Raw genomic sequence first — 24,751 nt, 5'->3', positions numbered from 1 at the left:
AGCCTTCACATTTTTTTTGGATTTTCTTGACCGCGGTAAGTCACTGCGTGTGCATATAGATTTGAAGAGCAGCGAATACGGCGATTGGCATGGCGAAAGACACACCCCAGGAGTTCCATACTCTCAAGGAATTCACTGACGAACTGGACCTTCTCTTCCGCGATGATGTCGCACTCAGGAAGCTCCTTCAGAAGGCGCGGAACTGGTGCATTCGGAACAACCGGGCTGGCGACGAGGAGGAGGTCCTTCAAGAGGCCGTCATGAGGGTGATGAAGAGCGAGATCACCGGGACGCGCCAATGGCCCAAAGGTGTTGCTCTTATCGACTTTCTCTCCGGTGTGATGAGGAGCATTGCATCAGAGCGCCCCAGGATCGGGTTTCGCAAGAACACCGACAAGGACATGGAGGCCGCGAAGGACATCGCCTCGTCGTGCAACCAGGAAGGGCAGCTCTTCGAGAAAGAATTCATGGCCCGCTTCATGGCGCTCTTCGAGGGTGATGACGATGCACAGCTATACCTCCTGGCTCTGGAGGAAGGGCAATCCAAGTCCGAGATCATGACGGGCCTCGACTGGAATGAAAGGGAATACAACACGGTGGTGCAGCGTGTCAAAAGGACACGTAACGCCCACCCGGAAATGAAAGAGATGCTCGATGGCGAAGGATAAGAAGACTTTTCAAGATCGCCTGGCGGAGGAAATCGACGAAGCTATCACGAATGCCTCAGTCGAGGATGTTCGGAAAGAGGCTGAGGAGGCCGGGGAGGACATTGCTGCTTTCGGTGATCGCATGAGGGCTTGGCTGGAGACCGCGAAAGACGAGGTCGCCGAAATGGCAATGAAGGAAGCCAAGGCCGCGGCTGAGAAGGATCGTGCGACGCGCGACCATAATGTTGTCTCCATGCCCCAGCGTAGGCCAGGGAGCCGACCCGACAGCTTCATGCCGGACACGGTGGCCGCGCGCCATGGAAAGAAGCTGTCCGAGAGAGATAGAAAAGGGATCGAGAAGGACCTGGAGGACCTGTTCGACGATGACGCTTGGCCCGACAAAAAGGGCGATGATGAATGACCCATTCTCCGCGTCGTGCTGAGGAGATCCTCCAAGCTTTGCGCCTGAAGCGACCGGAAGACATCAACCTTGAAGCCATTGCTTGGCTTCAAGGTGCCAAGGTCGACTACCGGGAAATGGACGGATGTGAGGCTTGCATCCATGGTCGAGCTGACGTCGGCCGCGCGATAATCGCCGTGAATGACGCGCATGGAAATCTACGGCGCCAGAGGTTCTCCCTCGCACACGAACTGGGGCACTGGGAATGGCACAGGGGAGAACATCTGTTTTGTGCAAAAGAGGATATCGGGGGTAGCAAGGGGCGGGAACGAGGAATGTCCCGAGAGAAGGGCGCCAACCGGTTCGCCTCAGAGCTGTTGATGCCGGGGTTCATGCTCAAGAGTGCGCTGAGTGACTTCAGGAAATTCGACATGCGAACCGTGCGTTCCCTTTCAGACGCCTTTTCTGTCAGCAAGACGGCCATGGCATACAGATTGGTGGATCTTGACTTCGAACCGAGCCTTCTGGCTTCTTACAGCCGCGGGGGCCTAAACTGGTTCAAGCGATCAAAGAGTGTCGGGGAGCGGTGGTTTCTGCGGCGGACCCTCGATCCGCAAAGCAATGCCTACGATATTCTGCATAAGGGTGCCCGAGACGACATCTCGCTTTCACTTATGGACGCGGATACTTGGTTCGATACCGAGGGCGCCGACCGACATGAGCTATGTGAGCAGTCATTCCGCGTAGGTGATGACGAGATCATGACGCTGTTGGTTCTCAAGAGTGAGTATATGATGGCGCGCTAAATGATATAAAACTCAATGGATTAGCCACTTGAGTAGGATTCAGCGTGTACCTAGACCAGCCTCACGCCGATCTAAATTTTCCCATACTATACTGACGTGATGCCTCGGATTGCCGCTCAAGCATACGTTCGTAAACTCGGCGCTCCTGTTCTAGATCACGCGTCTGATCGTCTTGTGCTTGGGCCTGCGGTTGGTTGCTCTGCATCACATTTTGATCCATTTCATGGTCCATCGTTGCCTCCCCACCAAGCATGATCACTTTGATGCAATGGCCCGTTCAGATCAAGACTTGCCTTGACGGAACGTGGTAATAGGCAAAATATTGTGTTGATAACTATGGAAAGTTTCCTTCATGCGAAGCCGTGTCGAGCTAGTTTTTGGTTTGGTTGGTCCAATCGGATGCCCGATCCACGAAGCGAGCGAAAGCCTTGCAGCAACGCTGAAGAAGATGGACTACACCCCGACAACGATTTCTCTCAGCAAGGAGATGGATCGACTACTGACTGCCAAGGGCGCAAGCTTTGCGGAAGCTCCCACATCCGTACTCCACAACAAGATCAAGAAGGGCAATGCCGTTCGGGAGGCGTTTGGCAATAATGCCGTTCTTGCATCCGAGGCTATTAGGCAAATTGTCGATTTTAGGCGCTCCACCGCTGCGGCAAGCGGCGAAACGGATGAGGCAAAACTGGATGAGCAGGCCGTTGTACCGCTTGATGAGCATGCATTCATCATCGACCAACTTAAGTTGCCCGAAGAGATTGAGCTTCTCACAAAGGCGTTCGGAAAACGCTTTGTGCAGGTCTCAGTTGTCACCCCTTTGGAACAACGAAGACGTTCGTTGATCGGAAGAATTCGGACTGAACAACATGGTTGGGACAATGAAAGATGTGAGCAGCATGCGGATCAGTTGATCGCCATCGATCAAAACGAAAAAGCCGAAGACCGAGGTCAGCGGATCTCAAAAATCTTCCATCTCGGAGATGTTTTCTTCGATGGAACCTCTGAAGCATCAATTGAGCACTCCAGCCAAAGATTCATCAAAGCATTCTTCGGAAGAAATAACGTGGCTCCAACTTCAGATGAGTTCGGTAGCTACATGGCCAAGGCTGCTTCGCTGAGGTCAGTTGATTTGTCGAGACAGGTCGGTGCGGCTATCTGCACCCCGTCGGGCGATCTTATTTCTATTGGATGCAATGAAGTTCCAAAGTACGGCGGAGGCAACTACTGGGACGAAGAGGAAAACAAGCGACGGGACATTGATCTTGGGGGTGAAGCCAATAAGAATGAGATCAACCGCATGATCTTTGATTTCCTGGGCATCCTGAAGAAGCAAGGGCTAATAACCGAAGACCGTACAGTTGAAGAGATCTTGAACGACCCGGATCATCGAAAGGCTATCAAGAAGTCGCTTGTGTCAGGTGTCACTGAGTACGGGCGTATGGTTCATGCTGAAATGAATGCACTTGCGGACGCTGCGCGTCTTGGTAGATCTGTCAAAGGTTCGACCATCTTTGTGACGACATATCCGTGCCATAACTGCGCAAAGCATCTCGTGGCATCAGGTGTCGAACGAATTGTTTTTATCGAGCCGTACCCAAAGAGCAAAACTGAGAGCCTGTTTGAGGATATCATCGTGCCGGACACGCCCGATGCAGCCACAGTTTCGATAGAACATTTTTACGGAATCTCTCCGCGGCGGTACCGCGATATTTTCGAAAAAGGGAGCCGACAGACTGACCAAGGAGAGGTTCAAAAGTGGTACAAGGGGTGCGCGGCGCCTCGCCTTGGCAACATAGAAGTTGGGGGCACACCACGAGAACTATTTGCGATAATTGAGAACTTATACAGTTAACGTGATGATAAGTGTTGAAGATCGATTCGGCTTGCCCGACCGCTTCAATGTACGACCTTTTGATCTTGACATAGCTGCGCCGAGCGATAGGCAACGCGGAGTTACCTGATCTTTATTCAGCCGATCTAAGGTCCTGTGCAATTAACAAGAATTTTTCAGCCCGTTCGTGTAGGTATTCAGCCTCTTCTTGGTTCAGCCGGGTCGCTGTGATTAGCGTTCCTGGCTGTATATTGAGGATACCAACTCCTGCCGAATCTGGTTGAGCCATTCGGAGTACTGTGAGCAAGCCTCGTTCTTTCTTTCTGGGTAGTTGCTCCTTGCCAAAGTGGAGGAAAATTATCCTTCTTTGGTTGTTGGCCTCGGTACGTAGATACCATGCGGTTGTAATCTGCAGGCCCGCGATATTCGCTTCAATGGGGCTTCGACCTTGCCATATAAGTGCATGATCTTCCTTTAGATCGAGGTAGTTTTGGCTGAGAACTCTGTAGCCAGAGGACTTATTTGGAGCTACCTTTGTATGAAGTGCTAGGAACTGCTGATCCGAAATGGCCTTATCCTCATAAGAAGCCATTGCTTCGCGAAACTGTTTGTACCGATCTTTCGCAGGATCATAAGGTAGCTCGAGATCGTCAATTATGCTCTTCGCTTTTGACTTGTCCTTTCGCTTATCCCCGTAAGCGAAATCAATGAATTGACTGACTCTGATCCTCATTCTTTCCTCCCTACCTCATGGGAACAGTCGCATACTACTGGAGAGAACAAAGAATGAACAGGCCACTAATTTCACTGTGTGCCAAAACGGAGGTGGTCTTGATGGCCACGTTTAGAAGACTCGTCATACTTCGGCGGTCGCGACAACCACTGGTTTCGGCGTTCAGCTTTTGGTTTTGAAGTCGTGCCATTTGCAGCCGCAGATAATGTCTCCTCTGAAGGGCCGCACTGCAGCACCGTGGCCATCGACCGGATGTCCGCTCAGGTGAAGGATTTTCGATGCGGGCCGTGGTGCAACGGCGCCGCGTGGTGTGTCGGCGGCCCGCGTTGGAAATCCTCCCAAGGTGGAAGCCGCGGCGGCCGAGCGCTGTCTATGGGAAAAGTGGGCTGAGGCATCCAGCAACGGTGGAGAGTGTCTGGCGTTTTGTGGGATGTCGGTCGTCTCCAAGGGTTCCCTGATCCGCCCAGGTGATGATGTTCGGTCTCGGATGGCGCATTCCGTCGGTGGTTCGTGGGCGCGGTGCCGCGTCGGGCAAAGCTGAGCCGATCCAGGACGTGAGCAAGAACCGGAATGGTGTTCGTGACTGTGACGGGCGTTTCGTCATGCGGCCTGCTCCCGGGGTGGCGCGCGCGACATTGGTTTCTGACCGCGGCGGAAGATCTCGATGATGCGCATCGGGCGGCCGCAGCATGGGCACGGTTCGCGCAGGGTGAGAGGTTCGGGCACTGTCGGGTCCTGCGCTTCCCGTTCGGGTGTACGCTGCCCGAGCAGGTCGCGGATGCGGTCGATGGTGGCCTTGCGGGTCGCGCTGGCCAGCAGGCCGTAGTGCCGGATGCGGTGGAAGCCGTCGGGGAGCACGTGCATCAGGAACCGGCGGATGAACTCCGGCGTCGACAGGCGCATGACCTTCTGCCTGTCACCGGCCTTGATGCGGTAATCCTTCCAGCGGAATGCGACGGTCTCGGCGTCAGCGCTGATGAGGCGATGGTTCGAGATCGCCACGCGGTGGGTGTATCGGCTCAGGTAGGCCAGCACAGGCTCCGGGCCGCCGAACGGTGGTTTGGCGAAGACCACCCATTCGGATTTACGGAATGGCTTGAGCCAGGCGGCAAAGCCATTCGGCTGTGCCAGTCGTTCGAGATCGCCGTAGAAGGCCAGTTCCCCGGCGCGATGCAGGGCCTGCAATCCATCGAGGAACAAGCGCCGAAACAGGCGCGACAGCACTCGGACATGCAGGAAGAACCCGGGCTTGCAGGCAACCCACCGGGTACCGTCCGGCGAGAGCCCTCCGCCCGGCACGATCATGTGGATATGGGGATGATGCGTCAGGGCGGAGCCCCAAGTGTGCAGCACGCTGGTCATGCCGACCCGGGCGCCGAGGCGCTTGGGGTCGGCAGCGATGGTTGCGACCGTTTCCGCTGAGGCGCGGAACAACAGACCGTAGACAGCCTTCTTGTTCCAGAAGGCGATCTGCGCGATCTCCGCTGGGAGGGTGAAGACGACGTGGAAATACTCCACGGGCAGAAGGTCCTGTGCGCGCGCAGCCATCCAGTCGCGCGCCGCCGGACCTTGGCACTTCGGGCAATGGCGGTTCTTGCAGGAATTGTAGGCGATGTGGTGGTGGCCGCACTTGGCGCAGCCCGCCACATGCCCGCCGAGCGCCTCGGTCCGGCAGGCTTCGATGGCTGACATCACCTTGAGCTGGGTCAGGCTGATATGCCCCGCATTGGCCTGCCGCCAAGCAGGACCGTGGGCGCGAAAGATGTCAGCGATCTCCAGCTTTGGCCGGGACAACCCGGAGTCCGGTCACTCCAGACTTCGCTTCACCGTCTGATCCTGCAGCTTGGCCAGCATCTCGTAGGGGCTGACCGTGTCACGGATCGTCTTAGTCGCGACATGGGTGTATTGCGCCGTCGTGGTGAGCTTGGCGTGGCCGAGCAGAACCTGGATCACCCGCACATCCGTGTTGGCCTCGAGCAGGTGCGTGGCGAAGCTGTGCCTGAGCGTGTGCAGCGTCGCCGGCTTGCTGATCCCGGCCATGTGCTTGGCCGAGGTGAAAGCCCGGTTCAGCTGCCGAGGCGAGATCGGATTGATCTTCGGCTTGCCCGGGAACAGCCAGCCTTCCGGACGCGCCTCACGCCACCAGTCACGCAGCAGGTTCAGCAGGCCCGGAGACAGCATGACCTTTCGGTCCTTCCGCCCCTTGCCCTGCTCGACATGGATCAGCATGCGGTCGCTGTCGATGTCACCGGTCTTGAGATTGCAGACCTCGGCGGCGCGCAAACCCGCCCCGTATGAGATGCTGAGCGCGGCCCGATACTTCAGACCCGGCCCCGGTGCTGCCATCAGGATGTCGGACACCTCTTCGACGCTGAACACCACGGGCAGCTTCCGCGGCTGGGTGCGGAACTGCATGTAGCGCTTCATGTCCTCGCGCCCGCAAGTCATGCCGAAGAAGAACCGGAGCGCCACGATCCTCACATTGAATGTGCTGGCCGTGACCCCGGTGTCGGTCATGTGCAATTGGTAGGCACGCAACTCCTCCGGGGTGGCCGTGTCCGGCGAATGCCCAAGGAACTGGGCGAAATCCTTGATGGCCCTGATGTGGGACTTCTGTGCCTTCTCACCCATCCCCCGGATGCGCATGTCTTCGATCATCCGCGCCCGCAGCGGCGAAATCCTCTCCTCCGTCATGGGAACCTCCTGTCTGTCGATTGAGAGGGCTCAATCGTCAGGCAGCTGCCCACATTCCCAAATGCACAGAACTGCGATTAGTCCCGAACGCCAGCCACAGGCACCATTGCCGCGCGAGCGGCTTCGTCCATGGGCCGTCACCGTCTTCCTAGACGACCCAACCTTGAAAGCTGCGCAAGCATCCGAGCGCCAGTCCCGGTCCCATCGCCGGGAGGAGCTGCCGTTGGCCCTCCCGCAGTGTTGGGTCGGCTTGGTAACGCTTGCACACCAAAGAATTGGCGCGCGCGCAGGGCTGCATACTCCGCGCCAGTCGCACCTCCGAGGGCGTACCGATTGTAGACTTGTTGGCTGCCAGCGAGCCCTCGGGCAAAGGCATAGCTACCGCCGAAGCCGGCCGAGAGTGCCGGCATCATGATGTTTCCAGAAATCGCACGCACCAGGAATGGCGTTGCTATGATGAATCCCTTTGCCATCAGCACCATCATGAAGAAGGGGATGAGCGCGCCGATGTTGGAGGCGCCTTCCGGGTCGCCCAGCTCTGCAAGTAGCGCACGCGAGACACCTGTGATCGTTGCGAACACACCGGCAACAACGATGGGGTACATCGCAAAGGAAATCAGCGCCGAAAGCCAGCGTGCGAAATAGTCCTTGGTCACCTCGAAGAGGGTCAGGAAGATCATGACCGGCGCGATCCCGATCAGCAGAGCGATCATGAGCCTGGACGCAACGACGATGAACGCCGCCAAGCCACCGAGGATCGAGAGCAGCAAAACCCCTAGGGTGTCCAACAGGGCACCGGCCATCCAGTTCAGTTCAGATCCAGCGGCATTCAGATAGTCGCCGAGTGCCGCGATCAGGTCATCGAACTCCTCTGCAAAGGTGCCAGACGGTCCGGGTGACCCGCCGCCGACAGAGGCAACGAGTGATCCGGAAATGCTGTCGATCCCGCTCAGGATCGCCGCAGCAAGGATGTTGAACTGCACCCAGTTGGTTGCAAATGCGCCTATCAGCCCGACCTTCACGGCGAGCCAAAATGCCGTGCGCCCGTCCATGGCGCGATACTGGTAGAGCGTGTTGATGAAAACCAGAATGACAACGAGCGTAGTGCCGAGTACCAGCATCGTTCCGACTGTTGCGGCGACCGCACCGAATTGTGTCTCGGCAGCGGTATTGAGATAGCCTTCAGCCGTTTCCACGAAGTAGGTGACGACACTCATGGAGCCCTACCAGTTTCCAGCAGCTTCGCAGATTGGCATGGCTTCGCGCCGAAGATCATTTGCCTGCCGTCGGTATTCTGACGTCGCTTCCACGATGTCCCAGTATTCAGATGCGGCGAAATTCTCGACGAAGACGCCTTCAGCTGCCTCCCAGGGCGGATACCGCGTAGGACATTCACAGCCTTGGGCTTCAACGATGCGTTGCATGCTCTGCGCCCGATAGATCTGTTGGATCAGGAGCCGTTTGTGGGACTCGCGCACATCTATGTTCTGCATCCACTCTGGCTCTGGAGGTTGATTAGGGCAGACATCCGGTTGGTTTTCGAGGGTTGGGATCAGGTTCCGTTCAGCGACGCCAGCGGTTGCGCTGAGAGCGACGAGCAGGCTTCCGATTGCAGCGGCTCGCATCATTCTGATGCTGCCTTCGTATCAGCGGTCTCGCGCTTCAAGAACGTGGTATAGCCGTAGTCACCGGCTTCAGCTGTAATGACTTCCCACCCCTCCGCGCCGCGCTCATTCAAGGCGCTTCTCATCGCGTCGTAGTCCTTTTGCTTCTTCACCTGGAAAAACAGGATGTCATATTCAAAGGTCTTCATTGGGAAGCTCCGATCTCAGTTGCGCCGGGGAGGTAGAATTCGGTAATGCCGCGCCGGCCATCGTGGCGACCGGCCTGGATGATCACATCGATGGAGTTCTCTATGTACTGGATCATGTCGGCATAGGTCATCGGGATCTCGGTCTTGAGTGCGGCGATGGCCAGACGCTGCACGGCAAGTTGCGGGGTTTCTGCGTGCAGCGTGGTCATGGACCCGCCATGGCCAGTGTTGATCGCCTCGAGGAAGGTCATGGCTTCCTTGCCGCGCACCTCGCCCAGAATGATCCGGTCGGGGCGCAAGCGTAGTGTCGCGGTGAGCAGCACATCGGCGGACTGGAATTCCGCGTCGCGATTGGCGATGAGGGTCACGGCATTGGGCTGGGTTGGCAGTAGCTCTGCGGCTTCTTCGATGGTGACAATGCGTTCCTCGGACGGTACATGTGAGAGGATCTTGCGCGCGGCGACGGTCTTGCCGGTGGAGGTGCCGCCAGAAACGATCATGTTGAGCTTGTTGTCGACGCAGAAAGCCAGCGCATCGTCGATGACGCCGGCGGCCACGATCTCGCGTAGTTCGCGCGTTTTCTCGAGGCGGAGTTCTTCAAGCTTGCGTTCCTTGCCAAAGAGGAAATCGAGTGCGATGCCCTCGAGTGGCAGGCTCGAGAAGAACCGCAGGCTGATCGACATGGCCGAGAGCACGGCGGGCGGGGTGATGACCTGTGCGCGGATCGGGCGCCCCTTGTAGGTGACCGAGACCGAGACGATGGGGCGGTCCTTGCTCATCGTGGTGTTGGCGGAGGAGGCGATCTGGTTGCCGAGGTCCCTGACCTGAACGCCCGTAAGCCTCTGGTCCAGCGCGCGCATGAAGTGATCGCCCTGGAATTCGCCCCAGCAGGTGCCATCAGGGTTAATGCAGATCTCGATGACATCGTCGCGGGCGGCGGCGTCGATCCGGTCGAGCGAGGTTTCGAGATAGCTCAGCGACATGGGCTCAGAATATCTCCAGATCGCGGTCGACCATGACCGTGACGCGTGCGCCCTGGTCGACATAAATAATGGGGCCGATTGAGAGATAGTCGCCGATGACGCTGTCCGTCGCATCGGCCAGATCATCGCCAACGTCCTCGAGCACGTCCGCGGCTGTTTCGTCCTGGACATTTGCGGCGGCGGCGCTTGGTGCGGCGGAGATCAGTGAAATCAGCGCTGCCGAGCCGAAACGCTCATCAAAGCGCGTGTCGACAAAACCCGTCACGCCGGAACGGCCCAATTCATCGCCACCGAAGGAGCTGATCTGGATGGTCTGGTTGTCAGGCAGGATGATCCGGTCCCAGGCGATCGTGACGCGGCGCTGCGCGATATCGACGCCAGAGCGATACCGCCCGATCAGACGAGAGCCGCGCGGGATCAGGAGGCGGGACCCATCGAAGCTGTAGACATCTTCGGAGACCACGGCCCGGGTCTGGCCGGGCAGGGAGCTGTCGAGAGCGGTTTCCATGACGGCCTGGATCATCGTGCCTTGGATGATTGTGTTGGACGGATTGGCAATGACCTCGGCTTGCGTCACGGACGTGGGCAGCGCTCCGTTCAGCACAAAATCCGTCACTTCGCCGAAGGTGCGTTCGGTTAGGGCCGTCTCATTCGCGCCGGAGGTGCCGCCAAAGGCGATGGTGGGCGAGGCGATGCGGCGCTCTTGAAACGCGCGTTCTTCGGCCGCGCTGCGTTCGAGTTCCGCCAGCCGCCTTGCTTCCTCCTCGCGGCGGAGCCGTTCTTCTTCCCGCGCACGCAACTCGTCCTCTGTGGGACCGATGGGTGCGGGAAGGGGGCGATTGGCCTCGAGCTGTGCGAGTTCTAGGTCCATGCGGAGTTGCTCCAGTTCGCGATCACGCGCCGTCAGTTCGTCCTGGAATCGTTGCTGTGCGGCTTCCGAGGCGGCTTGGAGCGCAGCGATCTGAGCGGTCAGCGCGTCGATCGCCTCTGCGGCGGCGGTGTCTTCCTCGACAACCGGTTCAGGGGCGTTGCGCAATTCCTCGATCTGAGCCTGCAGGGCGGTGATCTGCGCCAGAAGCTCAGCATTGGGCTCGACCGGATCGGGTGCGACGAACACAACCTCGGGCTCCGGTGGGGGGAGGGTCTCGATGGCGCCAAACCCGTCGCCTTCGTTTTGAAATACGTCCGGAGTGGCCGTGGGCAGAGCTTCCTCTTCCTCCGGTTGGGATAGGAGATAGAGCAATGCACCGCCGGCACCGATCACGAGGACGACGACCAAAGCGAGCAGCGGCGAGCGTCGCGGGGCAGGGGGCGAACCTGCGCCTTTGCCTTGTTCGAGGGCAGCGAGGCGCTTTTCGAGGTCCGCGTTTCCGGTGTCGCTCATGATCCGATCCCCGCTCGCGGTGTGGCTTCGATACAGACCACCTCCTCCCCGATCCGCAGAACCCATTGCCGGTTCACCCCCGAGACCCGGATGACGCCGTCCTCGGTCGCTTGCGTGTTGACCGTCCGTTCGCGGCCATTGGCGTAGCGAAAGATTGCGGGCACCGGCGCGTTCCGCGGGAATTCGAAATACGTGAACGTCCCGTCATCCCAGATGCGGGTTGGCGTAAACTCGGTCCGCGCGCTGGCACCGTAATTGTAGTTTGGCGCTTGGGCGGCGATGGCTCGAGTCGGGCGCCCAGCGTCATCAGGATAGCGGAACTGCACCACATAGAAGGTCGGGCTGCGAACCTCCTCGACGTTGAAATAGTAGCTGCGCCTGTTCGTGTAGACGGTCACATTGGTATGGACACCGCGCGCGACGGGCTTGATTGCAAATGCCTGGCCTCCGGGCACGCCATCGATCTCGAAGCCCTCGGTGTCGCCCGCGATGATCGAGCGGATGCTTTCACCCTCGCCGAATTCGACCGTGGTGACATGGGTGAGCGAGACATTGAGCCGGTAGACTTGGCCCTCTTGATAGGTGGCCAAGCGCACGCGATTGTCGTTGGGGCCGCCGCGCGGGATGGCTTCGGCGAAGGCGAGGCCGGGCAGCAGCACAAGCACAATTGTTACGAGGGCCTTCTTAAGCAAACTAGTTCTCCAATCTGTCGGAGCGGATGGAATATTCGAGGACCGTGAAGCCGAAGGGGTTGGTCCAGACCTCATCGATGGAGCGACGGGTCTCGGGGCGGAACTCGAACAGAAGCGTGGCGGTGAAAAGCCCGGTCTGGACGCCATTGATGGAGGTCAGGCGTTTGCGCAGGCGGACCGTGGCGCGGTTTGTGCCGATGCGGTTGATGCTGAGGATTTCCACATCAAGCCGGGCATTTGGACCGTAGACCGTGGGCGGGTAGTTCTCGGTGGCGCTGTTCCAGATTTGGCGCAACCCGCTCTCGGCCGCCCCGTCCGAGCGACGCAGAACACTGCGGATACGAAGATCATTGTCGAGCTGGTTATAGACCTCTCGGTCGGTCACATAGCGGAAGACCTCCGCCTCAATGACCGCTTGGTTGGCTGTGACCGACGTCGCTCCCACCGAGGCCTCGGGGAGTGCGAAGCCGGTTGCAGGATCATAGGGCACGACCACGGGCGGCGGATCGACATCAAGGATGGCAACGGCCGCCGCGCTCAGGCATCCGAGAATGCCGAAGATGAGCCCGATGAGCCCAAGGCGCTGCCAGAGCCGTTCGCGGCGCAGGGCACCATAGACCAGCTCTTCTTCGATAATTTCCTGTTCAGTCGCCACCCCTCAATCCCTCACGATCAGTCAGCCCGCAGGTCCGGCAGCGTGAAATCCATGAAGCGCTGTTCCTCGGCGATGGTGGCGGCATCGATCACGCCGCCCGTGCCGTCGCCCACGGTCTGCACCGCTTCGAGCTGCCACATAGCGACAAGTGCGATCGCGAGTTCCGCCGTGACGCGCGTGTTGAGATCGATGCTTTCCTTCAGTTCGTCCATGTCATCGATCAGCCCAACCAGTCGGTCAACGCGTTCCAGCGACTGGCCGGCGTCCTCATAGCTGTTCTGGGCGGCGGCCGAGACGAGTGCGCCGGTTGTGGCTTGCGTCGCCACGCGATTGGCTCCGGGATTTCCGCTGGTGGCCATCTCGGAGAGCGTGTCCTCGTCAAAGCCGAGGTCGGCCAGAACGCGGTCCATCTGGGTTTCGATTTCGCCTGCGCCAGAACCGGATAGGCCAGAGAAGTCTCCGGTCTTGATGGCTTCAATGGTGGCGAGGATGTCCCCGAATTCCTGGTCGAGCAGGCCGTTGAGTTCGTCTTCCATCTCGGTGCGGATGATTTCTGGAAGTTCGGCAAGGCGGGTGAGGGCTTCGTAGGTCCGTTGCAATTCGCCAAGTTGTTCCGTGAGAGTGGCAAGCTGTTCACGGAGCTGCGTCAGCTGCTCGTTTTGCAGGATCTCGTCTTCGATCATCTGCCGGAGCTGCTGGATGTTTTGCGCTATGTTCTGGGTATCTACGACGGGCACGCCTTGCGCCATGGCAGGAGTGAGGGTGGCGAAATGCAGGCCAATCCCAAGCGTCGTGGCCAAGGCCGTCCTCATGAGCAAATTTCCCACTAGTCTATCTCCCTGATCGTGAAGTTCATGAACGCGCCCTCGGCCATGCGGGCGCTGGCCTGGGCCAGCTCCTCGGCGGAGAGCACGCGGGTGCGGGCGGCCTGAAGCCGGGTGCGGGCGGCGACGAGGCGCACGAGTTCGGCGCGGGCATAGGTATTGAGCGCGATGCTTTCCTGAACATCTTCCGTTTCGGAAATCTGCTCGACGATATCCGCCATGCGCAGGGCGGCCTGTCGGATCGCGGCGGGCGCGTTGTTGCCATAGAAAGCCGCGCCGTGCCCGGTGATCGAGAGGTTCCCATTGGCGAGGAGCGCCGGATCGATCGTGCCGAGCGCTTCAATTCCACCGATGCGGCTCAGATAGAGATTGTAGCGTTCGGGGATGACCTGGACGTAGTGCTGGGTTTCGGCAAAGGGCGGCACCCCACCATATTCGAAAACCCGGCCGGGTCCGGCGTTATAGGCCGCGAGGGCGTTGATGATATTGCCATCGAATGTGTTGAGCTGGCTCGCGAGATAGCGCGCGCCGCCATGCACCTGAAGGTAGGGGCTGTCATAGTATTCCGGGTTGATGCCCAGATCGCTGGCGGTGCCCGGCATGATCTGGGTAAGGCCAAAGGCGCCGACAGGTGAGCGCGCGCCGATGGTGAAGCGGCTTTCCTGCCAGATTAGAGCCTGCAGAAGGGCGCGCCATTGGACCGGAGAAAGGCCCGCGCGGCCAACGCCGGCAAAGCCGCTGGTCTCCTGGGCCACGCGGATGATGAGCTGCTCTATGTTTTCTGCCGCATCCCCGAACATCTGTGCGCCACCGGGGTTGGGATCGATTTCGGCATTGCCATAGACGGCCTCGACGGAACGGTCCGGGTCGCCGCTGCCATTTTCCAGCCCGGAGACCATGGCCGGCAGGCCCTGACCGCCAAAACTTGTCTGGGCATCCAGGATGCGTTGCAGGGTGGCTAATTGCTCGCGTTCGATCTCGGCGATGAGTTCGCGCACGGACAGCTTGTCCGCCTGGATCGCAAGGTCGGCTTCACGATCGCCGGTCTCGACGATATCGCGCACTGTCAGCCCGCTGTCATTGGTCGGCACACCTTGGGACAGGGCGAGACCGGGCAGCAGGCAAAGCGTTATGATATGGCGTAGGTTAGACTTCAATGTCGCCCTCCGGCGCTCCAAGGGGCGTGAAGGTGCAATCGGGCGCAACAGGGGCCGTCGCGGCGAGGAAGGTAAAGCAATTGGCCTGCGGTTCCTGGTGCTGGGCGCAGGAAGCCAAAACGCCGAGCGCGGCGAGAAACAACAAAATGCGTGTCATGAAAGCCTCCAGAAGTCCGGGCGGTCGCGGTAATCAGCGCCGACGAGCGCCTCGCCTTTCTCCATGCCGCCGAGGATGGTGAGATTGGCTCCGAGGGCGCTGAGATCTGCATCGACCACGATTGAGCCCTGGTCATCGCGGATGAGCGCAAGGCGGCTGTCGCTGCCGGTGTTGAGAAGCACGTCGAGTTCCTTCTCATAGAGGTTCAGCATCGCGTAATCGGCAGCATGGGCGCGGATGTTAGGAAGCAGGATCTGCGTCGGCACGGCCTCGACAATCGTCTTGCCGGTCCGGGTGCGCTCGAGCTGGCTTGCGTATTGCGTCATCATCACCGCGACGGTGTTTTGCTTGCGCGCGGTCACCAGCCAGTTGGACAGCCGCTCGGCGAAATACGCGTTGTCGAGTGCCTTCCAGGCCTCGTCGATCACGATGATGGTGGGGCGGCGGTCCTCGATCTCGCGCTCGACCCGGCGGAAGAGATAGGAGAGGACGGCCATGCGCTCTTTCTCGGCCTCGCTGTCGAGAATGCCGGTCAGATCGAAACCGACGACATCGCCTTCCAGAGAGAACGTGTCTTCCAACGTCTGGCCGAATATCCAGCCGTAGCGGCCCTCTTCGGTCCACTCGAGCAGGCGCTGGTGCAGATCGCCGCCATCATCGGTGGACACAAAAAGCGATGCGAAGTCGCGCCAGTTTCGCAAGGCTGGGTTCGTGGCCTGCGCGTTCTGACGCACGACCTCCTGGATGCGGTTGGTCTGCGCAGGCGTGAGTGGTTTGTCGGCACGGTAAAGCAGGGTGGCGAGCCAATCCGAGAGCCAGGCCGTGCCGCGACTATCGGTTTCGGTCCAGAGGGGATTGAGACCCGTGGGCTGGCCGGCTTTCAAAGACGCGTAGCGCCCGTCATTGGCGCGGACCGCCATCTCCATACCGAGACGGTAATCGAAGACGAAGATCCGCGCCCCTGCTCGACGGGCTTGCGTCATCAGAAAGGCCGACAGCACCGACTTGCCAGACCCCGGTCGGCCCATAATCAGCGTATGCCCGCTGGTCGGTTCCTTCTCGGGACTGCCTTGCTCGTGATAGGAAAACCGGTAGGCGCTTTGCTCTGGCGTGGGTAGGTAGGTGATGACTTTGCCCCAGGGGGTTTTCTGAGCAGGCTTGCCGAGCTGGGTCCGATGAAACGCCGCAAAATCCGCGAAGTTGCGGTTGGTGATCGCGCTGGCGCGCACGCGCTTGGGCTGGTTGCCGGGATGCTGGCTGAGGTAATGGGCCTTGGCCGCGACCCGCTCGCCAATCATCTTCACGCCTTCGGCGGCGGCGGCGTTCACGATCTCGGCGCTCAAGCTCTGCAACTCGTCGAGCGTATCGCAGAAGATCGTCACGACCATGTGGTGCTCACCGAAACTCTGGCGCTTGGCCTCGAGATCATCGGCTGCGATGTCGAGGGCTTCCATCAGCGACAGGGCCGCATCCTGGCTGGCTTGCATCTGACGCTTTTGCCGCTTGATCCGACCCGCCATGAGGTTCGAATTGATCGGCGTGAAGGAATGCGTGACGATCATGTCGACCGGCAGGTTCAGCATGTCGAACATGGTGCAGGAGGTGGCCTCGGAGTATTCCCCGATTGTGAAGCTTTTGCCGTAGCGATGCCCCACGACGCCTTCGGAGAGCTCGAAGTGATCTCCTTGAAACGTCACTCGCGTGTTGGCCACGTTGAAGGACAGAAAGCCGTAGGTGTTCGCCGGATAGAGCGGCAGTTCCTGGCCGGTGTTGAGGGCACCCAGAAAGCCGATCAGCTCGCCGCTTTTGGCTGTTAGCACGCGCGGATTCAGTTCCGTCAGGCCCGACAGGAACACGCTCACGGCCTCGCCCAATCGGCGAAGGCGTTTCTCGGTTGCCTCCTTCAACCGGTCCGGAGCGCTGCGATTGAGGAAGGGCAGGACGCTCTTGGGGGGCGGGCGGTGAATGACCGTGAGGGTCAACGTCTTGTCGCGCAAGCCGCTGTTTTCGAGTTTCGCGCGCCACAGGCGGTCAACTTCTCCAGCGAAACTGTCCTCGCGTATGGGCTCGAGCTCCGGCTTGATCGCCTTCGAGACCTTGTGGACGTAGTAGCTGAACTCCGGCCCCAGCTGCGCGATGATCCGGGCAAAAAGCGCGGTCACCTTGTCGAGATAGGCATCATCTGTGGTGTAGCTGTTGACCCCGTCGAGCCGGATGCACTGAAAAAGCTCGTTCACCCGTGTGCGCACGGTGTGGTCATCGACCAGGCTGACGTACGGCAGCATATGCGCGAGGCGGGTCTCTCGGGCATACCAGTCCGGCGTCATTGTGCGGAGATCGAAGGCTTCATCCAAAGCTGTATTAGGGCGCATAGCTGTCCCCGCCATGGATGGAGCGGTTCCGCGTCGGTGGCGTCTCCTGCAGCGCCGTCATCATCACGTCGATGAAGCGCGGGTCCCAGTCAGCGGCCTTCCACAACACCGGATAGAGCAGGGCGGCCACGCCCAGCACTGCGATGTGCTGCACCCAGACAAAGAGCAGCACAGAGCCGAAGAGCCAGACCATCGCATACATGATGGGCAGGCCCAGAAGCTTCGGCGGACGCACGAGGCCGAGAAAGAGGGGCGAGCGTTCAGCCACCGGCGAAGACCGCGGCAACGATAGTGGGAGCGGCGGCGACACCTGCGATTCCGACGAGAACCCAGAGGGCCTGTCGCAGATCGATGATGTTGAAGAACCAGCTCAAGAAAACGCCGAGCACCGCCAGCGTTGCGATGACAACACCAAGCGGGCCGGTCAGCGCATCTACGATACCTTGCAACAGGCTTTGGATCGGCGAGAGATCGATACTTTGCGCAAGCGCAGGTTCGGCAACGAGCAGGAACAGCGCCAAAGAGGCGACGAATAGGTGTGAAATCCAATTTGTTTGGAAATAGCGGTATCGCCAATGCACTGCCGCGCTGCGCGCTCTCGTGACATTGGCGATAAGTGTTTTGAGGAATGATTTCCAAAAAGGTTGGGACATCATGAATTTGATCCTTCCAATCGGGCCACGACGGCCATGACACGGGCCACGTGGTTCTGGGTTTCTCTGTAGGGGGGAATGCCGCCATGCTGGCGGACCGCTTCCGGGCCAGCGTTGTAGGCAGCGAGGGCAAGACGCGGATCGCCAAACGTCTCCAGCATCATCGCGAGGTATCGGGCGGAGCCGTCAAGGTTCTGCAGCGGATCACGCGGGTCGACACCCAGATCGCGTGCCGTCGCGGGCATCAATTGGCCAAGACCGAGGGCGCCTGCGCTTGAGATCGCATCCTGCTGGTAGGCGCTCTCGACCTCGATATTGGCGCGGTAGAGGGTCAGCCAATCGCGAACCGAGAGATCCGTGCGCCGAAGCCCGGGATGCCCGGCGTAGCGAAGCGCGGTGGCCTCGATGGCCGCCAGAACATCGGCGCGGGGCAGAGGCGCAGGCCGCGCTGGGGCAGCAACCTGGATTTCGTCTGGCCCAAGTCCAGTCTCGCCGAGGATCGCCAGTTCATCAGCAGCGGACCCCTGGCCGATGCCGTCATTGTAATTTCGTGCAAAGCTGTCTTGAGAGCGGGACGGGGTCAGAGAGCCATCGCTCTCCATGACCAGTACCATCTGCGCATTGGCGGAACCCGTCAGGAACCAGAAAAGGAAAAGGCTACTTGCTGCCGCCCTTGTCGGTCGCAGCCAGCTTGTGTGTCGTCCGCTGGCCTTCCTCGAGCGGGACATCGGCATGGGAGAAACCGATGCCGATAAGGAAGGAGACCACGCCCGTAATGGTCTTGAACTCGCGGATCTTGATGTCGTTGTAAGTCGTCCGGGTGCGGGCCGTGACCAGCAGTTTTTCCACGCCCTCGTCAGAGACGACACGCATGATCCAGACCCCGTAATAACTCGGGCCCTTCTTGTGTGCCGACTCCTGGCACAGGATTTCAGCGCTATAGCCACTTTCCACGAGTTCGCGGAAACGTGCTTCCGTAACCACATTTGGTGCTTCTATGTCCCAGTTCATGGCCCGGCTCACGCTTTCTCCAAACGCGCAACGTCCGGGCATTCCCACTTGAAGCCCAGAGTTACGATAGTATATTATTAACCGCAAGATATAATGCGGCAGATACGGCTGTATCTCGGTTACTCAAACTCTAGGCACGGCCATTGGCGTCTATCAAGGAAAATAGGGGTTTCAGAAACCTGCGGTTGAGCCGATGGGTGAAGATGCAGGCTGTGGCCTTGCTGATGCTCGCTCCGGTCGCAAGCCAGGCCGGATCCTGTCTCGCCCCTGTCAGGCCTTTCGTTCCAAGCGATTCGCAGGCCGCCCGGGATTATGCCGACATCATCCGACGGGACTTTGAGGTCTACATCGCGGACATTCAGGACTACTTTCGCTGCCTCGAGCAGGAGCGTGCGCGTGCTTTTGAGGAAGCTCGCGAAGTCAGTCTGGACTACGGTCGGTTTCTGGAACTGGTGGGGGATTGATGGGCCACTGGGCATGCACCAGACGTGCACCCCTTGGAAACCAGACGCCGATAACACCCTCAAATATCTACTTTTTAGATAACAGATTTCATCCGCTAGCGACGTCACAAAAGGTATGTGACGCGTGGCGAAAACAATCAGAACAAATGGCCAGTTGGCGCTCGTCCGTGCGTTGGTTGATGCACGTCAGAATGCGGGTCTCAGCCAGCAGCAGTTGGCGGCGAAGCTCAAACGCCACCAGTCATTTGTGGCGCGTCTCGAAAGCGGCGAGCGTCGTATCGACGTGGTGGAATTTACAGTTCTGGCGAGGGTCATTGGCTTTGACAAAAATGAAGTCCTGTCGATTGTCGAAGCCGCCACGGAGCCCGACCACAAGATTTGAAAACAAAGAATTTTGGGGCGCTCCGTATTGGACGTTTTCATGTGAAGTGAGCTCCTTCAAGGAAGAGTATCAACCAACATCCACCAATTGCGTCATGCTGTGCAGGCGAGGCCTGGAAACACGATGCCGCGATTGCAGCGCCATAGTGCAGGAAGTCAGTAAACAGTGGACGATGATAAAGGTGAAGGCGTCGCGATCGCCAATCTGATCGGGACCGATGGGGACAGCATTGTTGGTTGGGTATATCGCTGGACTACAGGCGCGCATGCGGTGATGTGGGACGTCCACGGGCCCCAGCCGGTATCGGAAATCCGGCCGGATCTCACTGCGGAACAGAAGCAGGAAATCGACTTCGACGGTTTGAAGCGGATCGGAAGCGGCGACAGCAAATAGGCCTCTCAGGTAGCCGCCAGTTCATATTGATGGATAGGGTCCGCGAGCATACCAGACATTGGAGCCGAACGCGGCGAATGCGGACTCTGAGCCCACTTTACCGAATGTCGTGCAAGCCTCGAATTACTGCGAAGCACGCTTAGCTGACATTGCCCAGCATAGAGCCGGACCTGTCCCGCCTTCTGGGCTGCCACATAAGGCTACTTCCATGCCAGAAATCAGCCTGCCTCTCCGGTTTCCGGCAAAGCCGCGATCACGATCATCTCTACTTTGTAAGCATCAGTGGCCAACCGGGCCTCTCCGCAGGCGCGGGCCGGTGCATGGCCGTTTGGAACCCACGCGTCCCAAACGGCGTTCATTTCACCAAAGTCTTTCATGTCGGCCAACCAGATCGTTGTCTGGAGAATGTGGGATTTGTCTGAACCGACCTCAGCCAGCAGGGTGTCGATGTTTCGGAGACATTCCTGCGTCTGCCGTGTCACGCTGGCATTGGCCGTGCCAACCTGCCCGGCCAAATAGATAGTGTTGCCATGGATCACGATCTGGCTCATGCGATCGCCGATGTGAGAGCGTCTAATTTTAGGTATCGGATTTCCTTTGGTTTTCAAGAAGTGCCAACGAGTTTCAGTCCAAGGATCCCGGCGAGGATCAGGCCGACACAGGCCAGACGCGCGGGCGTCGCGGGTTCTGAAAAGAAGATAATGCCAAACAAGACGGTGCCCACTGTGCCTATACCTGTCCAGACGGCGTAGCCGGTGCCCAGTGGGATGCTGCGCAGTGCAAGGCCCAGAAGGCCCAGGCTGATGGCCATCGACACCACCGTCAGCACGGTTGGGCCCGCTCGGGTGAACCCTTCGGTGTATTTCAACCCGACGGCCCACCCGGTTTCGAACAGGCCGGCAACGAACAATATGATCCAGGGCATCAGGGCATCTACTCTTGTGGCATCAGACGCACAGCGTTTCGACCAGCCGTTCCATGAAGATCTCGCCCTTTTGGAACTGGTCGAGTGACATGAACTCATCTGGCTGGTGGGCCTGGGCGATGTCTCCGGGGCCGCAGATGACCGTTGATAGTCCTCGTTCCTGAAACAAGCCACCTTCGGTAGCATAGCTCACCACATGCGTGGCATTGTCTCCGGTCAGACGCCGCGCCAGTTTTTCTGCCTCGCCTTGCGTTTCAGGCGCGAGGCCAGCAACCCCGAAATCCTGATCGGCCGTTATCCGGGCATCGGGATGGATGGCCTGCATCTGGCGTTGCAGCGCCGCAACCTCGCCAAGAAATTTCTGTTGCCACTCTGAATGATCTTCGCCCGGCACCACGCGAAAGTCGATTTCAAAACGGCAATCGCGGGCGGTGATATTGTGAGCTGTCCCGCCAGAGATCGTCCCGACATGGATTGTGGTGTAGGGGGGCACGAAATCACCCGCCAGCGCGCCTGGCGTGGCCTGCGCGCATTGGCGGTTCATCCGGTTGGCCCAGCTGACCAGTTCGCCCGCCATCATGACCGCGCTGACCCCTTCATGCATCATCGAGGAATGCACCTCGTGTCCGCGCACATGCACTTGGTAACCGAAGCCACCTTTGTGGCCTGTCACAACCTTCATCATCGACGGCTCGCCTACGATGACCGCGCCCGGCCGTGGCAGGCCATGCGACAGCATGTGGTCGATCATCGGCGGGGCGCCGGTCATCCCGGTTTCCTCATCATAGCTGAGGGCGATCTGAAGGGGGCGTTTCAGCGGTTTACGCAAAGCCAGCGGAACCGCTGCCAGCGCAAGCGCGTCGGACCCTTTCATATCGCATGTGCCGCGCCCATAAAGGCGGCCATCGCGCTCGGTCAATGTGAACGGGTCGCTGCGCCAATCCTGTCGCTTGACCGGAACCACGTCGGTGTGCCCCGAAAGAACGACGCCACCAGCAGTTTCAGGTCCGATATTGGCGTAAAGGGCGGCCTTGTCTCCTTCCGGATTCATGACTTTTGTCGGGGTTATCTCATGGCTTTGCAGGTAGGTTTCGACAAAATTCACAAGCTCCAGGTTGCTTTGATCGCTGACTGTCGGAAAAGCGACAAGCCGCTCCAGGAGCTGCCGCGCGGTCAGTTCCATGATCTCAACCTTTCGATCTGTTCAGCATGCCGAACAAATCGCGTGGATCATCTGGGTCAGCTAGCATGTCGAGCTTTGTGAAATATCCGGTGCCCTGAACCGCCTTGTGGATATAGCGCAAAGCGGAAAAATCTTCGATCGCAAAGCCGACACTATCGAACAGTGTGATCTGCTTGTCATCCCGGCGGCCTTGCGCCTCGCCAGTGATAACACGCCAAAGCTCGGTGATCGGGTGGTCTTTTTCCAACTGCTGGATTTCGCCTTCGATCCATGTTTGTTCGGGATATTCCACAAATATCTCAGAGCGCAGCAGGATGTCGCGGTGCAGTTCGGTCTTGCCGGGGCAATCGCCGCCGATCGCGTTGATGTGAACGCCCGGGCCGATCATGTTGTCGGTCAGGATCGTGGCGTATTGTTTGTCCGCCGTGCAGGTGGTGATGATCTGCGCACCTTCCATGGCATCTTCACCCGATTTGCACGTCACGACTTTCAGACCGCTGGCCGCCAGGTTGCGCGCGGCCTTTTCCGTCGCCGCCTCGTCGATGTCATACAGGCGCACGGTGTCGATACCGCAGATCGCCTTGAAAGCGAGGCACTGGAATTCCGATTGAGCGCCGTTGCCGATCATTGCCATGGTTGTGGTACCCTTCGGCGCAAGATGGCGCGCTGCCATCGCCGAAGTAGCGGCGGTGCGCAAGGCGGTCAGCAGGGTCATTTCGGAGAGAAGTTTGGGATAGCCTGTGTCCACATCCGCCAGAAGGCCGAAGGCGGTGACTGTCTGCAAACCGTCCTTCGTATTCTTGGGGTGGCCGTTGACATACTTGAACCCGTACATTTCACCATCCGAAGTCGGCATCAGTTCGATCACGCCGACGTCCGAATGGCTGGCCACACGGGGTGTTTTGTCAAACAGCTCCCAGCGTTTGAAATCGGCTTCAATCTCATCGGCGAGATCGCGCAGCATTCGCTCGATGCCGAGGTGATGAACAAGCCCCATCATGTGTTCGACTGAAACAAATGGCACATAAGCAAGGTCAGATGGCAGCAGTGGCATCTTTGGTCCTCTTTTGAGTCATCGCCATGAGCAGACCTGAAATCAGGATGACCGTGATCCCTGCCCATGCGAGAAGGTTGGTTGCGGTACCCCAGAGCAGGAAGGCCCAGAGGCTGGCGAAAATCAGAAAGGAGTATTCGAACACGGCCACCACGGCAGGGGTGCCGATACGGTATGCTTGCGCAATCAGGGTCACGGCGATTACGGCGCCGGCGGCCTGGAACAGGGTGAGCCACAGGAAGCGCGCCGATGGGGTGGCCCAGGGGGCAGTGATGAAGGCCTCTCCCGGCCAGATCGTGACAACCCCCGACATGAGCAAACCGGCCAAACCGATGGTCAGGAAGATGCCGATGGCTAGTGTGACGGGGCTTTCGTCGGCGCACCAACGGCGGGTCAGCATCATGCCGAGCCCGTAGAAGAAACCGGCGGCCAGCGGCATGAACGACAGGACCGTCAGAGTCTGGAAATCGGGTTGGAGCAACATCAGCGCACCGGCAAAACCCAGCACCACAGCGAACACTCCTGTGACCCCAAGGGGTTGGCGGAACAGAAAGACCGTCAACAGCGCCACCCAAAGCGGAGCGCTGAATAGACCCGCGCCAGCCTGGGCAACGGGCAAGGCGCCAAGCGAGGCGAAATAGATCAACAGCCCGACGGAAACCGCCAGGCTGCGACCGATCAGGCCCCTGAGGTTCACCGGGCGGATCGAGCGACGAGTCATCCGGCCGACCACTATCAGGAAGGGAAGAGCAAACAGGCTGCGGAACAGCTGAAACTGCCATAGTCCGGCTTCTTCTGCCACGGAAGCCACGAAATTGTCGATGAAGCTGAGGATCGCCGACGCGGCGAGCGCCAGACCCGCCGCGGCGATGTTCTGTGTGCTGTGCATGGGGGATCAGGCTTGTGCGGTCATGGCGGCCAGAACCTCGTCAATAGAGCGGATCGCGCCATGTTGCAGGTATTCCATCGCATTGAGCGACGCCTGATGCGCTGCAAGACTGGAGCCTGCCACGCAATCCTCGATCACCCGGCAGAAATAGTCGCCCTGATGCGCATCGACAAAGGTGTAGTGCACACAAACATCTGTCAGGCCACCGACAAGGATCAATGTCTCGGCTTTGAGGCCGCGCAAGAGGATTTCCAGATCGGTGCCATAGAAAGCGGAATAACGGCGCTTGGAAATCCGATAGTCATCGGGGCGCATGCCAAGCTCTTCTTCAGCGAAAGCAGTGAGCGGGTTGCTATCGAGGCAATGAATTGACTCGTCTCCGTCCAGCTCTCGCCCAAAATCCACCAGATCCGCACGGTGAATTTCCTGGATGAAGATCACCGGGATACCCACTTCACGGGCCTTGTCGATGGCGACCTTCGAACGCGCCATGCGATCTGCATAATCGGGCATGTGCGCGATCGAGCGTTCGTCGTCGGGGATCGGGGCGAAGGTTGATTTCTGAATGTCGATGACAATCAGCGCGGGACGGCCTTCGATCAAGTCTCGTTTCTTGGAGTTGGTGTCGGCCATGAGTATCCCTTTCGAC

At 59.1% G+C, this 24,751-nt stretch carries 32 protein-coding genes; 7 read left to right on the top strand and 25 right to left on the bottom strand.

The window, feature by feature from the left end; translation table 11 throughout:
- Positions 1-89 precede the first annotated feature (89 nt).
- The 3 genes from MGEO_RS13395 to MGEO_RS13385 are packed head-to-tail and all read left to right on the top strand — an operon-like array spanning position 90 to position 1,853.
- The gene (locus MGEO_RS13395) at positions 90-668 is read left to right on the top strand and encodes a hypothetical protein (protein WP_085638603.1); all 579 of its coding nucleotides are present in this window, start codon (positions 90-92) and stop codon (positions 666-668) included.
- Entirely contained in the window at positions 655-1,068 is a 414-nt protein-coding gene (locus tag MGEO_RS13390) for a hypothetical protein (RefSeq protein WP_085638600.1), read from the top strand. Before MGEO_RS13395 ends, MGEO_RS13390 begins: the two co-directional genes overlap by 14 nt.
- Positions 1,065-1,853 carry an ImmA/IrrE family metallo-endopeptidase gene (locus MGEO_RS13385; protein WP_085638597.1) on the top strand — a complete coding sequence of 263 codons (789 nt, stop codon included), beginning with the start codon at positions 1,065-1,067 and terminating at the stop codon, positions 1,851-1,853. Before MGEO_RS13390 ends, MGEO_RS13385 begins: the two co-directional genes overlap by 4 nt.
- Positions 1,854-1,914: 61 nt before the next feature.
- Here MGEO_RS13385 and MGEO_RS21405 read toward each other — a convergent pair whose 3' ends face one another.
- Positions 1,915-2,085 (bottom strand): hypothetical protein, encoded by a 171-nt coding sequence (locus MGEO_RS21405; RefSeq protein ID WP_158091020.1) that lies wholly within the window; start codon positions 2,083-2,085, stop codon positions 1,915-1,917.
- 120 nt (positions 2,086-2,205) lie between these two features.
- Between MGEO_RS21405 and MGEO_RS13375 the strand changes: the two genes are divergently transcribed.
- Complete coding sequence (locus tag MGEO_RS13375; protein ID WP_085638591.1) at positions 2,206-3,705, top strand: anti-phage dCTP deaminase; 1,500 nt, start codon at positions 2,206-2,208, stop codon at positions 3,703-3,705.
- Between the two features lie 112 nt (positions 3,706-3,817).
- On the opposite strand, the gene MGEO_RS13370 is transcribed toward MGEO_RS13375, so the two are convergent.
- From MGEO_RS13370 to MGEO_RS13290, 18 genes are all read right to left on the bottom strand, one after another.
- Positions 3,818-4,417: a hypothetical protein gene (locus tag MGEO_RS13370; protein ID WP_085638588.1), complete on the bottom strand. Its 600-nt coding sequence runs from the start codon at positions 4,415-4,417 to the stop codon at positions 3,818-3,820.
- Positions 4,418-5,017: 600 nt separating this feature from the next.
- A complete protein-coding gene (locus tag MGEO_RS13365; protein ID WP_085638585.1) occupies positions 5,018-6,211 on the bottom strand; it encodes an IS91 family transposase in 1,194 nt (397 codons plus the stop codon).
- 12 nt (positions 6,212-6,223) lie between these two features.
- Positions 6,224-7,111 carry a tyrosine-type recombinase/integrase gene (locus MGEO_RS13360; protein WP_085638582.1) on the bottom strand — a complete coding sequence of 296 codons (888 nt, stop codon included), beginning with the start codon at positions 7,109-7,111 and terminating at the stop codon, positions 6,224-6,226.
- 137 nt (positions 7,112-7,248) lie between these two features.
- Positions 7,249-8,328 carry a type IV secretion system protein gene (locus tag MGEO_RS13355; protein ID WP_085638579.1) on the bottom strand — a complete coding sequence of 360 codons (1,080 nt, stop codon included), beginning with the start codon at positions 8,326-8,328 and terminating at the stop codon, positions 7,249-7,251.
- Between the two features lie 6 nt (positions 8,329-8,334).
- Positions 8,335-8,739 (bottom strand): hypothetical protein, encoded by a 405-nt coding sequence (locus tag MGEO_RS13350; RefSeq protein WP_085638576.1) that lies wholly within the window; start codon positions 8,737-8,739, stop codon positions 8,335-8,337.
- Positions 8,736-8,924, bottom strand: a complete 189-nt coding sequence (locus tag MGEO_RS13345) for a hypothetical protein (RefSeq protein WP_085638574.1) — start codon at positions 8,922-8,924, stop codon at positions 8,736-8,738. The genes MGEO_RS13350 and MGEO_RS13345 overlap by 4 nt, the downstream gene beginning before the upstream one ends.
- On the bottom strand, positions 8,921-9,907 hold the full coding sequence (locus MGEO_RS13340) for an ATPase, T2SS/T4P/T4SS family (RefSeq protein ID WP_085638571.1): 987 nt from the start codon (positions 9,905-9,907) through the stop codon (positions 8,921-8,923). Before MGEO_RS13340 ends, MGEO_RS13345 begins: the two co-directional genes overlap by 4 nt.
- 4 nt (positions 9,908-9,911) lie before the next feature.
- On the bottom strand, positions 9,912-11,291 hold the full coding sequence (locus tag MGEO_RS13335; RefSeq protein ID WP_085638568.1) for a TrbI/VirB10 family protein: 1,380 nt from the start codon (positions 11,289-11,291) through the stop codon (positions 9,912-9,914).
- Positions 11,288-11,983, bottom strand: a complete 696-nt coding sequence (locus MGEO_RS13330; RefSeq protein WP_085638565.1) for a TrbG/VirB9 family P-type conjugative transfer protein — start codon at positions 11,981-11,983, stop codon at positions 11,288-11,290. Before MGEO_RS13330 ends, MGEO_RS13335 begins: the two co-directional genes overlap by 4 nt.
- Before the next feature lies 1 nt (position 11,984).
- On the bottom strand, positions 11,985-12,638 hold the full coding sequence (locus MGEO_RS13325) for a virB8 family protein (protein ID WP_085638562.1): 654 nt from the start codon (positions 12,636-12,638) through the stop codon (positions 11,985-11,987).
- A 17-nt stretch (positions 12,639-12,655) separates the two neighbouring features.
- Entirely contained in the window at positions 12,656-13,465 is an 810-nt protein-coding gene (locus MGEO_RS13320; protein WP_085638559.1) for a type IV secretion system protein, read from the bottom strand.
- Positions 13,465-14,553 carry a lytic transglycosylase domain-containing protein gene (locus MGEO_RS13315; RefSeq protein WP_085638557.1) on the bottom strand — a complete coding sequence of 363 codons (1,089 nt, stop codon included), beginning with the start codon at positions 14,551-14,553 and terminating at the stop codon, positions 13,465-13,467. The genes MGEO_RS13320 and MGEO_RS13315 overlap by 1 nt, the downstream gene beginning before the upstream one ends.
- A 55-nt stretch (positions 14,554-14,608) precedes the next feature.
- Positions 14,609-14,776 (bottom strand): hypothetical protein, encoded by a 168-nt coding sequence (locus MGEO_RS21570; protein ID WP_170102910.1) that lies wholly within the window; start codon positions 14,774-14,776, stop codon positions 14,609-14,611.
- Positions 14,773-17,148, bottom strand: a complete 2,376-nt coding sequence (locus MGEO_RS13310; protein WP_085638554.1) for a VirB4 family type IV secretion/conjugal transfer ATPase — start codon at positions 17,146-17,148, stop codon at positions 14,773-14,775. The genes MGEO_RS21570 and MGEO_RS13310 overlap by 4 nt, the downstream gene beginning before the upstream one ends.
- On the bottom strand, positions 17,138-17,416 hold the full coding sequence (locus tag MGEO_RS13305) for a type IV secretion system protein VirB3 (protein WP_008327373.1): 279 nt from the start codon (positions 17,414-17,416) through the stop codon (positions 17,138-17,140). Before MGEO_RS13305 ends, MGEO_RS13310 begins: the two co-directional genes overlap by 11 nt.
- Entirely contained in the window at positions 17,409-17,693 is a 285-nt protein-coding gene (locus MGEO_RS13300) for a TrbC/VirB2 family protein (protein WP_085638700.1), read from the bottom strand. Before MGEO_RS13300 ends, MGEO_RS13305 begins: the two co-directional genes overlap by 8 nt.
- Positions 17,694-17,800: 107 nt before the next feature.
- On the bottom strand, positions 17,801-18,415 hold the full coding sequence (locus MGEO_RS13295; RefSeq protein ID WP_085638552.1) for a lytic transglycosylase domain-containing protein: 615 nt from the start codon (positions 18,413-18,415) through the stop codon (positions 17,801-17,803).
- Positions 18,416-18,458: 43 nt separating this feature from the next.
- Positions 18,459-18,812 carry a hypothetical protein gene (locus MGEO_RS13290; protein ID WP_012187165.1) on the bottom strand — a complete coding sequence of 118 codons (354 nt, stop codon included), beginning with the start codon at positions 18,810-18,812 and terminating at the stop codon, positions 18,459-18,461.
- Positions 18,813-19,015: 203 nt separating this feature from the next.
- Here MGEO_RS13290 and MGEO_RS13285 point away from each other — a divergent pair, with 203 nt between their 5' ends.
- The 3 genes from MGEO_RS13285 to MGEO_RS13275 all read left to right on the top strand — a co-directional run bounded on the left by MGEO_RS13285 (position 19,016) and on the right by MGEO_RS13275 (position 20,051).
- Positions 19,016-19,276, top strand: a complete 261-nt coding sequence (locus MGEO_RS13285) for a hypothetical protein (protein WP_085638549.1) — start codon at positions 19,016-19,018, stop codon at positions 19,274-19,276.
- Between the two features lie 124 nt (positions 19,277-19,400).
- Entirely contained in the window at positions 19,401-19,658 is a 258-nt protein-coding gene (locus tag MGEO_RS13280; protein WP_068241761.1) for a helix-turn-helix domain-containing protein, read from the top strand.
- Positions 19,659-19,823: 165 nt separating this feature from the next.
- Entirely contained in the window at positions 19,824-20,051 is a 228-nt protein-coding gene (locus tag MGEO_RS13275; protein ID WP_085638546.1) for a hypothetical protein, read from the top strand.
- Positions 20,052-20,269: 218 nt separating this feature from the next.
- Here MGEO_RS13275 and MGEO_RS13270 read toward each other — a convergent pair whose 3' ends face one another.
- From MGEO_RS13270 to MGEO_RS13245, 6 genes are read right to left on the bottom strand one after another with little or no spacing between them, the layout of a single operon-like run.
- Positions 20,270-20,638 carry a RidA family protein gene (locus tag MGEO_RS13270; RefSeq protein ID WP_198948113.1) on the bottom strand — a complete coding sequence of 123 codons (369 nt, stop codon included), beginning with the start codon at positions 20,636-20,638 and terminating at the stop codon, positions 20,270-20,272.
- Positions 20,639-20,655: 17 nt separating this feature from the next.
- Complete coding sequence (gene sugE / locus MGEO_RS13265; RefSeq protein ID WP_085638541.1) at positions 20,656-20,976, bottom strand: quaternary ammonium compound efflux SMR transporter SugE; 321 nt, start codon at positions 20,974-20,976, stop codon at positions 20,656-20,658.
- 22 nt (positions 20,977-20,998) lie between these two features.
- Positions 20,999-22,159: an acetylornithine deacetylase gene (argE, locus tag MGEO_RS13260; RefSeq protein ID WP_085638538.1), complete on the bottom strand. Its 1,161-nt coding sequence runs from the start codon at positions 22,157-22,159 to the stop codon at positions 20,999-21,001.
- Between the two features lie 4 nt (positions 22,160-22,163).
- Positions 22,164-23,213 (bottom strand): ornithine cyclodeaminase, encoded by a 1,050-nt coding sequence (locus MGEO_RS13255; protein ID WP_085638535.1) that lies wholly within the window; start codon positions 23,211-23,213, stop codon positions 22,164-22,166.
- Positions 23,194-24,102 (bottom strand): DMT family transporter, encoded by a 909-nt coding sequence (locus MGEO_RS13250; RefSeq protein WP_085638532.1) that lies wholly within the window; start codon positions 24,100-24,102, stop codon positions 23,194-23,196. Before MGEO_RS13250 ends, MGEO_RS13255 begins: the two co-directional genes overlap by 20 nt.
- A 6-nt stretch (positions 24,103-24,108) precedes the next feature.
- On the bottom strand, positions 24,109-24,735 hold the full coding sequence (locus MGEO_RS13245; RefSeq protein ID WP_085638529.1) for a cysteine hydrolase family protein: 627 nt from the start codon (positions 24,733-24,735) through the stop codon (positions 24,109-24,111).
- Positions 24,736-24,751: the final 16 nt, after the last annotated feature.

It is taken from the genome of Marivita geojedonensis (assembly GCF_002115805.1).
Lineage (GTDB): Bacteria > Pseudomonadota > Alphaproteobacteria > Rhodobacterales > Rhodobacteraceae > Marivita > Marivita geojedonensis.
The sequence above is the reverse complement of the archived record's forward strand: the minus strand, read 5'-3'. Positions and strand labels throughout refer to the sequence as shown.

What these genes read in the sequence shown, in the direction of transcription:
- MGEO_RS13395 (WP_085638603.1), top strand. Translation starts at nt 90, where the DNA reads ATGGCGAAAGACACACCCCAGGAGTTCCATACTCTCAAGGAATTCACT.
- MGEO_RS13390 (WP_085638600.1), top strand. Translation starts at nt 655, where the DNA reads ATGGCGAAGGATAAGAAGACTTTTCAAGATCGCCTGGCGGAGGAAATC.
- MGEO_RS13385 (WP_085638597.1), top strand. Translation starts at nt 1,065, where the DNA reads ATGACCCATTCTCCGCGTCGTGCTGAGGAGATCCTCCAAGCTTTGCGC.
- MGEO_RS21405 (WP_158091020.1), bottom strand. Translation starts at nt 2,085, where the DNA reads ATGGACCATGAAATGGATCAAAATGTGATGCAGAGCAACCAACCGCAG.
- MGEO_RS13375 (WP_085638591.1), top strand. Translation starts at nt 2,206, where the DNA reads ATGCGAAGCCGTGTCGAGCTAGTTTTTGGTTTGGTTGGTCCAATCGGA.
- MGEO_RS13370 (WP_085638588.1), bottom strand. Translation starts at nt 4,417, where the DNA reads ATGAGGATCAGAGTCAGTCAATTCATTGATTTCGCTTACGGGGATAAG.
- MGEO_RS13360 (WP_085638582.1), bottom strand. Translation starts at nt 7,111, where the DNA reads ATGACGGAGGAGAGGATTTCGCCGCTGCGGGCGCGGATGATCGAAGAC.
- MGEO_RS13355 (WP_085638579.1), bottom strand. Translation starts at nt 8,328, where the DNA reads ATGAGTGTCGTCACCTACTTCGTGGAAACGGCTGAAGGCTATCTCAAT.
- MGEO_RS13350 (WP_085638576.1), bottom strand. Translation starts at nt 8,739, where the DNA reads ATGATGCGAGCCGCTGCAATCGGAAGCCTGCTCGTCGCTCTCAGCGCA.
- MGEO_RS13345 (WP_085638574.1), bottom strand. Translation starts at nt 8,924, where the DNA reads ATGAAGACCTTTGAATATGACATCCTGTTTTTCCAGGTGAAGAAGCAA.
- MGEO_RS13340 (WP_085638571.1), bottom strand. Translation starts at nt 9,907, where the DNA reads ATGTCGCTGAGCTATCTCGAAACCTCGCTCGACCGGATCGACGCCGCC.
- MGEO_RS13335 (WP_085638568.1), bottom strand. Translation starts at nt 11,291, where the DNA reads ATGAGCGACACCGGAAACGCGGACCTCGAAAAGCGCCTCGCTGCCCTC.
- MGEO_RS21570 (WP_170102910.1), bottom strand. Translation starts at nt 14,776, where the DNA reads ATGACACGCATTTTGTTGTTTCTCGCCGCGCTCGGCGTTTTGGCTTCC.
- MGEO_RS13310 (WP_085638554.1), bottom strand. Translation starts at nt 17,148, where the DNA reads ATGCGCCCTAATACAGCTTTGGATGAAGCCTTCGATCTCCGCACAATG.
- MGEO_RS13295 (WP_085638552.1), bottom strand. Translation starts at nt 18,415, where the DNA reads ATGGTACTGGTCATGGAGAGCGATGGCTCTCTGACCCCGTCCCGCTCT.
- MGEO_RS13290 (WP_012187165.1), bottom strand. Translation starts at nt 18,812, where the DNA reads ATGAACTGGGACATAGAAGCACCAAATGTGGTTACGGAAGCACGTTTC.
- MGEO_RS13285 (WP_085638549.1), top strand. Translation starts at nt 19,016, where the DNA reads ATGCAGGCTGTGGCCTTGCTGATGCTCGCTCCGGTCGCAAGCCAGGCC.
- sugE (WP_085638541.1), bottom strand. Translation starts at nt 20,976, where the DNA reads ATGCCCTGGATCATATTGTTCGTTGCCGGCCTGTTCGAAACCGGGTGG.
- argE (WP_085638538.1), bottom strand. Translation starts at nt 22,159, where the DNA reads ATGGAACTGACCGCGCGGCAGCTCCTGGAGCGGCTTGTCGCTTTTCCG.
- MGEO_RS13255 (WP_085638535.1), bottom strand. Translation starts at nt 23,213, where the DNA reads ATGCCACTGCTGCCATCTGACCTTGCTTATGTGCCATTTGTTTCAGTC.
- MGEO_RS13250 (WP_085638532.1), bottom strand. Translation starts at nt 24,102, where the DNA reads ATGCACAGCACACAGAACATCGCCGCGGCGGGTCTGGCGCTCGCCGCG.
- MGEO_RS13245 (WP_085638529.1), bottom strand. Translation starts at nt 24,735, where the DNA reads ATGGCCGACACCAACTCCAAGAAACGAGACTTGATCGAAGGCCGTCCC.